General features: G+C 42.0%; 15 protein-coding genes and 1 other annotated feature. Of the genes, 10 read left to right on the top strand and 5 right to left on the bottom strand.

The window, feature by feature from the left end:
• Positions 1-63: 63 nt before the first annotated feature.
• Positions 64-873 (bottom strand): undecaprenyl-diphosphate phosphatase, encoded by an 810-nt coding sequence (locus JI667_RS09915; RefSeq protein WP_206852619.1) that lies wholly within the window; start codon positions 871-873, stop codon positions 64-66.
• A 195-nt stretch (positions 874-1,068) separates the two neighbouring features.
• Between JI667_RS09915 and JI667_RS09910 the strand changes: the two genes are divergently transcribed.
• Entirely contained in the window at positions 1,069-1,248 is a 180-nt protein-coding gene (locus JI667_RS09910) for a YjzC family protein (RefSeq protein WP_034763424.1), read from the top strand.
• Positions 1,249-1,370: 122 nt separating this feature from the next.
• A complete protein-coding gene (clpB, locus tag JI667_RS09905; protein ID WP_206852618.1) occupies positions 1,371-3,962 on the top strand; it encodes an ATP-dependent chaperone ClpB in 2,592 nt (863 codons plus the stop codon).
• A 118-nt stretch (positions 3,963-4,080) separates the two neighbouring features.
• Here the strand turns inward: clpB and JI667_RS09900 are convergent, their stop codons facing one another.
• On the bottom strand, positions 4,081-4,263 hold the full coding sequence (locus JI667_RS09900) for a DUF2929 family protein (protein WP_206852612.1): 183 nt from the start codon (positions 4,261-4,263) through the stop codon (positions 4,081-4,083).
• Positions 4,264-4,497: 234 nt separating this feature from the next.
• Between JI667_RS09900 and JI667_RS09895 the strand changes: the two genes are divergently transcribed.
• The 4 genes from JI667_RS09895 (at position 4,498) to JI667_RS09880 (ending at position 7,247) form a co-directional block, all read left to right on the top strand.
• On the top strand, positions 4,498-5,244 hold the full coding sequence (locus tag JI667_RS09895; protein WP_206852611.1) for a hydrolase: 747 nt from the start codon (positions 4,498-4,500) through the stop codon (positions 5,242-5,244).
• A 22-nt stretch (positions 5,245-5,266) separates the two neighbouring features.
• A complete protein-coding gene (locus JI667_RS09890; protein WP_206852610.1) occupies positions 5,267-5,983 on the top strand; it encodes a hypothetical protein in 717 nt (238 codons plus the stop codon).
• A gap of 113 nt (positions 5,984-6,096) precedes the next feature.
• Positions 6,097-7,062 carry a BMP family ABC transporter substrate-binding protein gene (locus tag JI667_RS09885; protein WP_206852609.1) on the top strand — a complete coding sequence of 322 codons (966 nt, stop codon included), beginning with the start codon at positions 6,097-6,099 and terminating at the stop codon, positions 7,060-7,062.
• Positions 7,059-7,247, top strand: coding sequence for a ComZ family protein (locus JI667_RS09880; protein ID WP_034763435.1), 189 nt, complete (start codon positions 7,059-7,061; stop codon positions 7,245-7,247). Before JI667_RS09885 ends, JI667_RS09880 begins: the two co-directional genes overlap by 4 nt.
• Before the next feature lie 80 nt (positions 7,248-7,327).
• Here the strand turns inward: JI667_RS09880 and JI667_RS09875 are convergent, their stop codons facing one another.
• Complete coding sequence (locus JI667_RS09875) at positions 7,328-7,543, bottom strand: hypothetical protein (protein WP_206852604.1); 216 nt, start codon at positions 7,541-7,543, stop codon at positions 7,328-7,330.
• 201 nt (positions 7,544-7,744) lie between these two features.
• Here JI667_RS09875 and JI667_RS09870 point away from each other — a divergent pair, with 201 nt between their 5' ends.
• From JI667_RS09870 to JI667_RS09855, 4 genes are all read left to right on the top strand, one after another.
• Positions 7,745-8,677, top strand: a complete 933-nt coding sequence (locus JI667_RS09870; protein ID WP_206852602.1) for a beta-ketoacyl-ACP synthase III — start codon at positions 7,745-7,747, stop codon at positions 8,675-8,677.
• A 49-nt stretch (positions 8,678-8,726) separates the two neighbouring features.
• Positions 8,727-9,971 carry a beta-ketoacyl-ACP synthase II gene (fabF, locus tag JI667_RS09865; RefSeq protein ID WP_206852601.1) on the top strand — a complete coding sequence of 415 codons (1,245 nt, stop codon included), beginning with the start codon at positions 8,727-8,729 and terminating at the stop codon, positions 9,969-9,971.
• Between the two features lie 100 nt (positions 9,972-10,071).
• On the top strand, positions 10,072-10,833 hold the full coding sequence (locus tag JI667_RS09860) for a DUF2268 domain-containing protein (protein ID WP_206852599.1): 762 nt from the start codon (positions 10,072-10,074) through the stop codon (positions 10,831-10,833).
• Positions 10,834-11,275: 442 nt separating this feature from the next.
• Complete coding sequence (locus tag JI667_RS09855; RefSeq protein ID WP_206852598.1) at positions 11,276-12,025, top strand: YjbA family protein; 750 nt, start codon at positions 11,276-11,278, stop codon at positions 12,023-12,025.
• A gap of 95 nt (positions 12,026-12,120) precedes the next feature.
• Here the strand turns inward: JI667_RS09855 and trpS are convergent, their stop codons facing one another.
• On the bottom strand, positions 12,121-13,119 hold the full coding sequence (gene trpS / locus JI667_RS09850) for a tryptophan--tRNA ligase (RefSeq protein ID WP_206852597.1): 999 nt from the start codon (positions 13,117-13,119) through the stop codon (positions 12,121-12,123).
• A 51-nt stretch (positions 13,120-13,170) separates the two neighbouring features.
• Positions 13,171-13,405 (bottom strand) — a binding site (T-box leader).
• A gap of 43 nt (positions 13,406-13,448) precedes the next feature.
• Positions 13,449-13,832 (bottom strand): DUF3899 domain-containing protein, encoded by a 384-nt coding sequence (locus tag JI667_RS09845; protein WP_206852595.1) that lies wholly within the window; start codon positions 13,830-13,832, stop codon positions 13,449-13,451.
• Positions 13,833-14,277 lie beyond the last annotated feature (445 nt).

Below are 14,277 nucleotides of genomic sequence, written 5' to 3'. Positions count from 1 at the left end.
ATCATTTCCATCGTAATGTCTTATAACATATTTTATCAAAGGCACCGGATGGATAGAAGAGGCTTAAGCAAAAAGAAGGACGGCTGCTCCGACAACAGCACAATAAATGGCAAAGTATTTCAAGTTCCCTTTAGCCATGATATTCATGAACCACTTAAGGGAGAAGTAGGAAGCAATCAATGATGCTATGAATGCGACAATGTAGGGAACCGCCATGGTTGCTAAATTCGGATCATTCATCAGATCACTGATTCCGAATACCATGACCCCTACACTTACAGGAATGTAAAGAAGGAATGAGAAACGTAAAGCTGTTTCTGCTTTCATTCCACTAGCCATGGCAGCAACGATGGTTGCGCCTGAACGACTGATTCCTGGGATGAGGGCTACCGCCTGTGCAAGACCGATGACAATGGCATCTTTTACATTTAAGTCCCCATCATTCTTTCTCCCTCTAAGGTTACGGATTAACCAAAGGGCGATCCCTGTTATGATCAGAGTAATTCCTACAGTATAAATACCTGTTAAATGCTTCTCGATAACATCACCGAATAATACACCAATTACCCCTGCAGGGATTGTCCCGATCAGTAAGTAGACAATGAAATGAAAATCACGCTTCGTTTCAGGTGTTTTATGTTTGAAATAGCCCAATCCATTTACGATCAAACGCATGATATCTTCACGGTAAATAATGAGTACAGCAAGCAATGAAGCAGTATTGACAAGCATTTCGAACGTCAGGGTAGCATCTTTGATGTCAAGAAAATGTTGAGCGAGCAGCAGATGTCCACTCGATGAAATCGGAATAGGTTCAGTAAAACCTTGAAAAATCCCTAAAAATAAGTATTTCATGATCAGATAAAAATCCATTGTATATCCTCCAAGCTTTTATTCTCCACATTTTTTAATTTAACACCATAAAGTGAAAGACTGTAAAGCCCTTTTTCCCAATGTTAACCGAACCGTAACGTGTTTATCATATTTATCCTTCATCTGGCATGCATGAAAGAACCGGCTTGTAGAAAAATAGGATAGAAGCATCGCTTCGAAAAAGGAGGGGTAATAATGGGACAGTCACGACAATTCAGGGCCGGGGAAAAAGCACCGAATAATGGTGAGTATATAGAAATCGGTGAAACCGGAAGCATGGTAAAAAATCCGCAAAAACTGCGTTTGAAAGCAGGGGACAGGTTTCCTGAGAACTCCAATCATAATCGTCTTTGGTCGTATATGAGAAAACCATAACAGTCAGGAACAAGGATGCTCCTTAATCAGTGAGGCTTCCTTGTTCCTTTTTCTTTCCTTTTTTCCGCAGGAACCGATATAATGTCTTTAAGGTCAATAAAGGTCAAAAGAGGTGGAGAACGATGAACTTTGATAATATGACTCACAGTATTCAAGAAGGGTTGGTTTCGGCGGGGCAATCGGCCAAAGAAAAACTACATACTGATGTCGGCATCCTTCATTTGTGGAAGTCCATGTTAATGTCGGAAGACAGCTTACTCGGTAATATATATGACCGGGCTGGGCTAAGCGTTCGGGGCATGGTGGAGTGGATCGATGAGAAATTGAGCGATATTCCTTCTGTAGAAGGTGAGGGTATACAGTATGGTCAGTTTTTCTCCAGGGATATTCATCAACTGTTGCAGGACAGTGAGCATCTGAAGAAAAAGTGGGGAGATGACTATATCTCTATCGAACATCTTGTCCTGTCCTTATGGAAACAGAAGAATCATCCCATTACAACGTACTTGATAAAACATGAAATACTTGAAAAAGAATTAATCGAAATCATTGAAGAAATTAGAGGGGGGAGCAGGGTGACGACACAAAATCCCGAAGTGAAGTACGAAGCTTTAAAGAAATACGGAAGAGATCTTGTGGCAGAGGTCCGTTCAGGAAGGATCGATCCGGTGATCGGAAGGGATAGTGAAATTCGTCATGTCATACGTATCCTTTCGCGGAAAACCAAGAATAATCCTGTCCTCATCGGTGAGCCTGGTGTTGGAAAGACGGCCATCGTAGAAGGTCTTGCACAAAGAATTGTCAGAAAGGACGTTCCGGAAGGGTTGAAAGATAAGACCATTTTCGAATTGGATATGAGCTCATTAGTGGCGGGAGCCAAGTTCAGGGGTGAATTTGAGGAGCGTTTGAAGGCAGTACTGCAAGAGGTCAAAAAGAGTGAAGGACGCATCCTTCTTTTCATTGATGAGCTTCATACCATTGTCGGAGCAGGAAAAACGGAAGGAGCCATGGATGCAGGGAACATCCTGAAACCGATGCTTGCAAGGGGAGAACTCCATTGTATAGGGGCAACCACCCTCAATGAATACAGGAAATATATCGAAAAGGATCCCGCCTTGGAAAGGCGCTTTCAACAAGTCCTTGTTCAGGAGCCGGATGTAGAAGATACGATTTCTATCTTGAGGGGCTTAAAGGAGAGGTTTGAAATCCATCATGGGGTCAATATTCATGACCGTGCCATCGTGGCTGCGTCCAGACTCTCCGACCGCTATATATCTGACCGTTTCCTACCGGACAAAGCGATCGACTTGATCGATGAGGCATGTGCGATGATCCGGACCGAAATAGACTCGATGCCTTCAGAGCTGGATGAGGTGACTCGTAGAGTGATGCAGCTCGAAATTGAGGAAGCAGCATTGAATAAAGAGAAGGATGCTGCAAGTCTTGAACGTCTTGACCGCATCCGGGAAGACCTAAGCAATTTAAAGGAAAAAGCGAATAGCATGACATTAAAATGGCAACAGGAAAAAGAAAGTATCGCAGTCGTTCAGGAGAAGCGGGAAGAACTTGAAAAACTTCGTCGCCTGTTAGAAGAAGCCGAAAGTGATTATGATTTGAATAAAGCCGCCGAGCTCAGGCACGGGCGGATTCCGGCAATGGAAAAAGAACTCCAAAGAGTAGAACAGGAAACGATGAAAGAACAGGAAGGGCGTCTCTTGCGGGAAGAGGTGACAGAAGAGGAAGTGGCCAACATTGTGGCCAGATGGACCGGTATCCCTGTGACGAAGCTTGTAGAAGGGGAAAGGGAGAAGTTGTTGAAGCTAGATAGCATCCTTCATGAGCGGGTGATCGGACAGGATGAGGCAGTCCAACTGGTCAGCGACGCGGTCATCCGGGCAAGGGCAGGGATCAAGGATCCGAACAGACCGATTGGTTCATTTATTTTCTTAGGTCCAACAGGGGTAGGGAAGACGGAGCTTGCTAAGACCCTTGCTCAAACGTTGTTTGATAGTGAGGAGCAGATGATCCGTATTGATATGTCTGAATACATGGAGAAACATGCGGTTTCCCGGTTGATCGGTGCACCTCCGGGTTATGTAGGCTATGAAGAAGGAGGTCAGCTGACAGAAGCAATCAGGCGTAAGCCTTATTCTGTCATTTTGCTGGATGAAATCGAAAAAGCACATCCGGAAGTATTCAATATTCTTCTGCAGATGCTCGATGACGGTCGTATCACTGATTCACAAGGCAGAACGATTGACTGCAAAAATACCGTGATCATCATGACATCCAATATAGGCTCTAATCATCTCTTGGAGCGTAACATGGGGGAAGAAGAGATTAATTCTGAAACGAAGGACCTGGTGATGGGGCAGCTCCGAACTTCATTCCGGCCTGAATTCCTCAACCGGGTGGATGACATCATCCTGTTCAAGCCGTTGAGTATTGAAAATATTAAAGGGATCATCGATAAGCTGATAGAAAATCTTCAACATCGGGTAGAGGATCAGAATATCACCATTTCCCTGACAGAAAAGGCAAAAGAATTTATCGCCCAATCGGCCTATGACCCTGTTTATGGGGCACGTCCTTTAAAACGATACCTGCAAAGGGAAATCGAGACGAAACTCGCACGGGAACTGATTGCCGGAAACATACGATCAGGAGAGAGCATCAAGATTGATGCAGGGAAAGACGGATTATTGATTCATTAAGACTTTTCCCACAAATGATCGTATTCATCTTCATTCTATAAAATCAACCAGCATTTGCTACTTTAACCGACCTATTATGAAACCATTTAAAAAAAGCAGCCGAATATGGCTGCTTTTCTTAATGGTTTTCAACAGGCTCGTTTGGTATAACAAGCGTGATCAGGAATACCAACACCGAGAAACAAACGGTAAGAATCAATCCTGTTTGAAAATGGAATTCAATTCCATTCATAGAGCTCACAACGTAAGTCAACATTTCAGACAATGCAAAAGCCCAGAAGAACATCCAGAAAAATCTCACGTCAAGTCACCTCATTCCTATGTAATCAACTAAAGTCTTTGTATGTTGTAACCCATTTCAATCTTTTATATCTTACCATAGCTGAATCAATTAATAAATGGCGAATCTGTGAAATGTAACCCCTGTCATCAGAACGGATTTATAAATAATAGGTTATCAATGGGCTATCTCCCTTACCTTTACGCGTTGCTTACATAAACTATAAAGACTTACTATGTAAAAGGAGAAATTTGAATGTTGTATCAGCGATTGTTTCAATTAGAGCAAGAGTGGTGCATGATTCATTATCCTGAACGCCCGAACGGATTCGCTGTAATGATCATAGGGGATTCTCATCACTACGTAGATGGGAAAAGTAGCTTTTGGGTTCAGCATGAGGCACGGTATAAGTGGATTCAAGAACTGACTTCCAAAGGGTATATTGTGTATTATAGTAATCTTTATGGAGCGAACTGGGGTAGCGATCAAGCCGTCCAACTGGCCAGGCGTCTTTATCAACATGTGAAGCGAAATGAAATCATCAACGGAAAAATTCACATTCTGGCTGAAGGGATGGGAGCATTAGTTTTAAAGAGATTGTATTCGAAATTGGAAAACGACATTAGAAGTGCTATCATGCTCTCACCCTGTGTATCATTATTCGATCATCTGGAACAAGAAAAAGAACAGAAATTCTTTTATAAAAAAGTGATAAATGAGCTATCCCAGGTATTGAAGGTAAGGGAGGAGGAGTGTGAAGCCTTCATCCTACAACAATCCCGGGACTACGAATTATTCAAGGCAATGTCCATCCCACTTTATATCGTTCAGTCAATGACTCTTAACCGTTATAAAAATCAATTCTCTCTCATAAAAGATATATATACGGAGCGGTTACAAACACGAACCCCTACAGACCTGTTCATTGTACTTCCTGAAAAGCGGGAAACACTTGGAAGGAAATTCGCCACTTACTTCTCCTTACATGAGGGTGAGCTATAACTAAAATATTGGAGTGATTGACTTGGATCATGCATTCGTCTTTGCTGCTCAACAATTTCTGGCCTTTGAGCTCTGTCATGCTCTGCTGGAAAAAGGATATACTGTTACCGCTGTCGATGAGAAGACAGTGTTAATGGATAAATGGATGGAGATTGGAAGGAATGCAAACCTTGAGTACGTACCCTATAGTGATTGGGATAAGAACGTCCAATCCGGGTGCTATGTTTTCCTTCCTTATTACGATGGAGTTAGAGGGAGGAAACTAGAGTTCCTGACAGAAGTGGATGGACTACTGATAAAAATGGACCACCCCCCCCATATGGTCCGGATTTATTCGAATGAGTTTGAGGTAAGGGACGTTGGGTCAGATGGAGCCACCTTTCACCTTCCTACATTATATGGAATCCACCAACCCGAGCATTTTCTATTTGCACAGCTTTTAACAGGGAGAAAAGAGATCTCGGACTATGTGGATGATCCTTCAGGTGCAATATTTGTGAAAGATGCAGCCAAAACGATCGTCAAACTATCAACCAAGAAAGAACGATTCACATTAAAATCATTATCAGATCAAAGTTGGTCTGAAGCTCTTTCATATGTAACCGAGAAGACCTTTTCACCCGCATCCCCGCGTGCGGGATCAAGGGGCAAAGAGATTATTGTCAGACCGTCTAAGTCCCATAAAAGCATCATTGAGCAGCAGCGGAAGGAATTGAAAATGAATGAAATCCGGGAATGAGAAAAAATTTTTCTTTTCATGTGGATGAGAGTGAGGGTAAAATAAAGATGATGTAATAATTTTCTATTGTGCTTTTTATAGATGCTGCACGGGCTTTAAAGGAGTTGCTGCATATGAGGAAGAAATTTTTCGCGTTTTTCTTGATTGTTCTGATTGGACTTAGTGGTTGTTCACGAGGAAACAACGTAGAAATAGAAAAAGTTGGTCTACTGGTTCCAGAGGCAGTGAACGATGGTGTATGGGGAACAAAAGGATACAAAGGTCTACTAAAAATACAATCCGATTATAATGCAGATGTCTTCTATAAAGAGGGTATGAAGAATGATACATCAATCCAGCAAGCAGTAGGGGAGTATGACGAAAAAGGGGTTACTTTAGTGTTTGGTCACGGAAGTGAGTATGCTGAAGTTTTTAACAACTTGTCCGGGGATCATCCCGACATTCATTTTGTCAGCTTTAACGGCAATGCCACTGAAAGAAATACGACAAGTCTCCAATTCAAGGGATACGCAATGGGGTTCTTTGGAGGTATGACAGCAGCCTTTCACTCACAGACGAATAAGATCGGTGTGATTGCCGCCTTTGATTGGCAGCCGGAGGTTCAGGGCTTTATAGATGGAGCGAAATACCAAAATAGAGATACAGAACTACATGTAAAGTATATCAATCACTGGGATGATCAAGCTGCAGCTCTCGAGGAGTTGGACCGTTTAATAAAAGAGGATGTCGATGTTGTGTATCCTGCCGGTGACGGATATAATGTAGCTGTAATCGAAAAGCTGAAGGAAAAGGGGCTTTATGCCATCGGATATGTATCCGATCAATCGGATCTCGGGGAATCCACGGTACTGACAAGCACTGTTCAGCATGCTGATAAGTTGTATGAAATCGTTGCAGAAAGGTATGCAGGGGACAAGCTTGAATCAGGTAACCTGGAATTTGATTTCGAAGACGGTGTCATCTCCATGGGTAAATTCAGTCCCGTCATCCCTAAAGATTTTCAAGCTGAAATGAAGCAGCACATAAAGAACTATATCGAAACTGGCAAATTGCCAAATGGAAAGGAATCGAAGCAATGAACCAAGACAAGACAATGGAATTTATGCAGATTGCCATGAAATACTTCCCACAAGCCAAAGAACAGCTGGATCAAGCGGGGGTTGAGTTCTCACCTGAGATGTTACAGCCATTCATGACGTTATTCACTCAGGTTATGAGTGAGGCTTATGAATTAGGGAAACAGGACGCCTTACATAAGGAATAGATTTACAAGGACGGGTCACCCGAATATTCGGGTGACCCGTCCTTTTTATACTGCTCTTCTAAAGCTGCAAACAGCTAGGTTTATTTACTATTCCATTGATTTAGAAAGGGGATGATTTTCTTGTAAAGCGGCCTTAATTCATCAAGGGAATTCATAATGGAATGAACCCCGTCAAGTAATGATTCACCTTCACCCGTCGAATTTTGTTCTTCCCGAGAAGGAGAATCTTCTATCTTTTTCCCCCCTCTTCCATACATCATCCGATCAAACGGGTGTTGCTTTCTTTCTTCAGACACATTCTCACCCCCCCTCGGCCTATGGAACATCCTATGTTAGGGAAGGTTGTATGAGTATGGTCAAACGTGTAGAAAAGAAGAAGAAGTAAAAAATAATTGCAGAATGTAGAAATCTTCGATAAAATTAGTACCAAGTCATAATAATTGATAATAAACTTATTGTATAGGAAAAAATACTAAACGAAAGTAGGGAATACCAGTATGAATACAGGTATTATTGGAATTGGACGTTATCTTCCTGAAAAGATTTTGACAAACGCCGACCTTGAGAAAATGGTGGATACCTCTGATGAATGGATCCGGACAAGAACAGGCATAGAAGAAAGAAGAATAGCAAATGATGAGACAAATACCTCCGATATGGCATATGAAGCCGCAAAAAAAGCCATTAATGATGCCGGAATCACTCCTGAAGATATCGATTTAATCATGGTGGCCACGGTAACACCTGATTATCCGTTCCCTTCAGTTGCCTGCCTCCTTCAAGAGCGCCTTGGTGCAAAGAAGGCTGCGGCCATGGATATCAGTGCTGCGTGTGCGGGATTTATGTATGGTATGATTACGGCAAAGCAGTTTATTGATAATGGTGCTTACAAGCATGTACTTGTCGTTGGCGTAGAGAAATTATCCAAGATCACAGACTGGGAAGACCGCAATACGGCCGTTTTATTCGGTGACGCTGCAGGTGCCGCGGTACTTGGACGGGTTCCGGACGGTAAAGGAATCCTTGCCTTTGAATTGGGGTCTGATGGATCAGGCGCGAAACATTTGTATCAAGAAGATAAGTTAATCATGAATGGCCGGGAAGTATTTAAGTTCGCTGTACGTCAAATGGGTGAATCAAGCATCAATGTCATTGAAAAAGCCGGGTTGAAAAAAGAAGACGTTGATTTCCTTATTCCTCACCAGGCGAATATCCGGATCATGGAAGCAGCAAGACAGCGACTGGAATTACCGGTAGAAAAGATGTCCAAAACCGTAAACAAATACGGAAATACATCAGCCGCTTCCATACCAGTTTCATTAATTGAAGATCTGGAAGCGGGAAGAGTGAAGGATAACGATGTCGTCGTCATGGTAGGTTTCGGTGGCGGTTTAACATGGGGCGCAATTATCATGCGCTGGGGTAAATAATAGGAAATAATGCTAGCTACAACTTGCAGATAAAGGAGATGTTCTTTCAATGAATAAGAAACGTGTAGTCGTGACGGGCTTGGGAAGCGTCACGCCATTAGGTAATGATGTTGAATCAACGTGGTCAAATATTTTAGCCGGAAAAACGGGTGTCGGGCCTTTAACCCGCTTAAATGCAGATGAGTATCCTGCGAAAGTGGCAGCGGAATTAAAGGACTTCAACATAGAAGATTTCGGGGTGGAAAGAAAAGAAGCAAGAAAGATGGACCGCTTTACTCACTATGCCATTGCCGCTTCGCAAATGGCCGTTAAAGACTCGAAACTTTCCATCACAGATGAAAATGCTCACCGGGTGGGAGTATGGATCGGTTCAGGAATCGGCGGCATGGAAACATTCGAACAACAATACGAAACATTCCAAAAACGTGGATACCGCAGGGTAAGCCCATTCTTCGTACCGATGATCATTCCTGATATGGCTGCAGGACAAGTGTCCATTATGCTGGGAGCGAAAGGGTTCAACTCTTGTACCGTAACAGCATGTGCAACAGGTACAAATTCCATTGGAGATGCATTTAAAGTCATTCAGCGCGGTGACGCCGACGTAATGGTTTCAGGTGGAGCCGAGGCACCAATCACGAAAATGTCGGTTGCTGGATTCTGTGCAAACACAGCTCTTTCTACAAACGAAGATCCTGAAAAAGCTTCAAGACCATTCGATGCAAACCGTGATGGGTTCGTAATGGGGGAAGGAGCGGGCATCGTCGTCCTGGAAGAGCTCGAGCATGCCATAAAACGCGGTGCGCCGATCTATGCTGAAATCGTCGGGTACGGATGTACCGGAGATGCCTATCATATCACTGCCCCGGCACCTGCTGGAGAAGGCGGAGCCAGAGCAATGAAAATGGCACTTGAAGATGGTGGAATCCTTCCTGAACAAATGGATTACATCAATGCTCACGGAACAAGTACTCCTTATAATGACAAATACGAAACGATGGCTGTGAAGGAAGTATTCGGTGAGCATGCGTATAAACTCGCCATGAGCTCGACGAAATCCATGACTGGTCACCTTCTTGGCGCTGCGGGAGGGGTGGAAGCGATCTTCACAGTCCTTGCCATGAAAGACAGTGTATTGCCTCCTACAATCAACATTGAAACACCAGATCCTGATTGTGACCTTGACTATGTGGCCAACGAAGCAAGAAAACAAGAAGTAAATGTAGCCATGAGTAACTCACTTGGCTTCGGTGGTCACAATGCGACCATCGTATTCAAAAAATATCAAAGGTAATAAAGAGAGGAAGAGCCTGCTACGTGTAACAGGCTCTTTTTGTTGTGAATCCTTCTTTTCTTACATATACATGTTAAAAAGCAAAGAAAGAGGGATGAAAGTGGCCGTTGTTCCTACAGATGATTGGCTGGCTGAATGGATCGATAACCCTTTGGATCTTCTAAAGAAAACAAAAAATGGCAGGGAAGATCAACAATCGTTCTATCAGTACCTTATGAAGCACGGGATGTATCGCTCTCCTCGTCTCGCATCAGATACTTATGAAAAGATGAAAGAAAAGAAGCTATGGGAACGTTTTGCTCTCTTTGAAAAAAAATATAAGCGGAAATGGAATGGTCCGAGCGTGCCTATCTATCTATTCCCCGTACAGGAAAAGAGAGGGATGTTCCAATCATCAATGAAAAAATCAGGTGTGTGTTTTAAGGATGAAATATTCTTTTTTGTCACAGACCAAGAGGATCCGAAAGAATACGAAGCCCTATTTGTACATGAGTACCATCATTGTGTAAGGATGAAGCGATTAAATAAAAAAGATGAAGAGTACACACTCCTTGACTCCATAATCTTTGAAGGGCTGGCTGAAAATGCAGTTAAAGAATACTGTGGAGAAAAGTATGTAGCACCATGGACAAAAGTATATGAACAAAAAGAACTCTCCAAGTACTATGAAAAATGGATTCAGCCAAATCTGGATATAAAACGGAGCAATCCACTTCATGATCAGCTGCTTCTTGGACAGAAAGCTTATCCTAAAATGCTCGGGTATGCGTCCGGTTATAAATTGGTTGATCAATATGGAAAGAAACGGGTTTCCTCTACCAACACCCTTATGGGGGTTCCCTCCTCCACATTTATTCCTTAAGATCTGATCATCGGCAGTTAAAGGACTGATCAGAAAACAGATCTTTCATTTCGTCATATCTTATCTGCCCTTTCATAAACTATAGTAAGCATGGACAAGTTCCATGATCTAATGGCGAGGGATAGAGGCGGAAAGTATGGTGGTACAATTGTTTGGGCTCTTTATTGGATTTGGACTGGCCGTTTCAGGTGGGGTTAGCCTGATTATGTATTTGAATCTGCTCACTACGGGAATGACTTTTATTGACTATATATTTTTCGTATCCACCCGAATCGAATGTTATTTTTTCCTATTAGGAATCCTCATCATTACGCTCTCGATTTATATACCCCGAAGAAAAAATAATGACTATCTATAAAAGCCCTGTTCAATAGGAATAAATTTACACGGATTAGCCTATACTGATTGACAAATAAGATTGAAGCAAAGCGAGGGGTCAATCATGTTATATCTTCATGATGTATGGGTAAATTGGTTCGAAGGCGAAGAAAATGGCTACAATGTCTGTCATTTTCATGAGTGGAGAAAAGAGGACGTTATCGAATTATTAGATCAGGTTCCTCTGATTAAAGTGGACAAGGCACTGTTTCATTACATCGAGAATGATTTATCAGAGTTACCTCAACAGCTGCTCAGCAATGTCTATCAGAAAGCATACTTACGTAAAAACCACGAACGGATACAATTGGATTATTGCTTTATCGTGACAGACGGTACGGGGATACTTGCCGTGGACACTATCGGATATACTGTCCCGATAAGGAAAAGCAGGCTAATACCGAGACAGGAACAATTGGTTTATGAAATGGTGGAAAGTCATGAAACGGTGCAGTACACCATTCAACCGGAATCTAATAGGGAAGATGCCTATCATATCCTGTCCCCAAGTCCGTATATGATGAGTGGATTGACGAGAAAAGAGAGGCAGTTAAAGCAACTGCTATTCATGGCACTCGATCAGCTTCACAGTTCAAACAACACTGCAGAAATCCGCTATTGGTACACTGAATGGGCGCCACAGCGTTATCGCACCATCCAGGAGTTGGACTTTGAAGAAATCTGGCAAATGCTCTATGAAGAAACCCAATATGGCTGGTCGGACAAGCATCTTACCCTTTGTGAGAATTTGATAAAGGGACAGCCATTCTTTGAGAAACTTTGGGAAGTGGAGAATCGTCCAAAGGTAAATTGATCTTTTGGGAACCTTGAGCCCATATAGGGCTTGAGGTTTTTGTATGTGAAAAATATAAAGACCAGTGACGAAGTTGGAGTCACTGGTCTTTATCATCATTTTCTTTTTCTTTCTTTACGACCCAATCCCATGGCCTTCTCCATCTTCTTCAGCATTTTGTTAGCAGCGTAGTTTGCCTTTTCAGCTCCCCGGTCCAGGATGTCATCCAATTCCTCGGAATCGATCAATTCATAGTAGCGGTCCTGTACCGGCTTAATGGCATTGATTACGACTTGTGCCAAGTCTCCTTTGAAATCACCATATCCTTTACCTTCATATTTTTGTTCGAGTTCTTCTATAGAACTGCCTTCAAGAATCGAATAGATGGAGAGGAGGTTTGAGACTCCTGGTTTGTTTTCTTTATCGAATTTCACGATACCATCTGAATCGGTCACAGCACTTTTGATTTTCTTCTCGATTTGCTTAGGATCGTCGAGAAGAGTAATGAAAGCCTTTTGATTTGAATCGGATTTACTCATTTTCTTTAACGGGTCCTGAAGGGACATGACACGTGCGCCGACTTTTGGGATGCGGACCTCAGGCACTGTAAAGATATCGTTATACTTTTTGTTAAAACGCTCAGCAAGGTTTCTTGCCAATTCAAGATGCTGTTTCTGATCCTCGCCGACTGGAACGAGATCTGTTCCGTATAAGAGGATATCGGCCGCCATCAAAGGGGGATACGTCAATAAACCTGCAGATACGGCTTCCTTACCGTTGGATTTATCTTTAAATTGGGTCATTCTTTCAAGCTCACCTATATAAGTTACACATTGTAAAATCCAGCCTGCCTGAGCATGTGCAGGTACTTCCGATTGAATGAATAGAGTTGATTTCTCAGGATCGATCCCACATGCGATATAAAGGGCCGCAAGACTGCGGATATTCTTGCGCAGCTCCATTTTGTCCTGTGCCACCGTGATGGCATGTTGATCCACCACACAAAAATAACAATTGTATTCTTCCTGTAGCTCGGTGAACTGTTTCATTGCACCGATATAATTGCCGAGGGTGATCGTTCCACTCGGCTGAATGCCACTAAAAATCGTCTTCATTTCGTTTCCTCCTAGTATTAGACAAAATAAAAACCCACCCGTCCTATGATAGATAGGGACGAATGGGAACATTTCCGCGGTGCCACCCTAAGTTGCTCGAATGAGCCGGCTTAGTCCATGATGTTCATGGGACCTCTTTAACGTGAGGTCAGCTCGTTATTAGCTACTCTTAGTTCACAAATAAAGCTACGAAGTCCATTCCTCTTCACATGATTACTTGTTCACAGCAGCCACAAGCTCTCTTTAAATCATGTTGAAAAGTACTACTCTTCATCCTTGCCTATTATTCGAATCATATAACTACATTATATGAAAATGGGGTTAAGAATTCAAGTGTATAGAAAATAGGTCAACACAATGGACAGCACAAGAGTCACGGCACCGAGTCCCAATAAAGACTTAGTGATGGAATAGGAGCGTTTGATACTGAATTCTTCATGTACTTCCTTCGTTTCGTCCAGCTCATCGAACTCTGAAGTGTACTTTCCCAGCTTTGTACTCTTTCGGAATCGCTTGATTGCGTACACGATCCCATTGAAAAAACCATTTTCGAATATATATAGGAGGGAACCGAGACACATATAAATAATCCCGATAATAAACAAGCTGTCTATAATAGAAAGAAGCGGATTTTTCTCCTGAAGTGACGCCACCACAACAGCGCTAATGAAAAAAAGTAATGTAATTATATAAAATAGATTGATTCGTTTCATAATACTCCTTTAAGTGTTTTTAACCAAAGTATACATGAAGGATAATAAAGAATTCAATCCTCACTCATATATATTCATTTCTTCTCAAAGTGTATAAGTAGAACCGACATCCATCCACTCGGAGCATACATATTGATGAAAGCTAAAATAAGTATGAATTCTATCATTTATATTTAGTCTATCATTTTAATATTTATAACTAAAATGTAATATGAAGAGGTGGAATGTCAGACATTATGTATAACAGCATTAATACTATCAAATTTACAATTGTAACAATTGTAATGGGGCGAACTCTCTAAAATTATTAGAATAAACGTTGGTATTACAGTATTTTAACAACAATATACCTACTAATCTGATAATTTAGCAAAAAAACTGTTAAATTCATATTGCAATAATTTCTCTATCATGTATAATAAGTAACAAATCTTCTGAAAATTAG

This window comes from Bacillus sp. NTK074B, from assembly GCF_017303375.1.
Taxonomy (GTDB): domain Bacteria; phylum Bacillota; class Bacilli; order Bacillales; family Bacillaceae_B; genus Rossellomorea.
The sequence above is the reverse complement of the archived record's forward strand: the minus strand, read 5'-3'. Positions and strand labels throughout refer to the sequence as shown.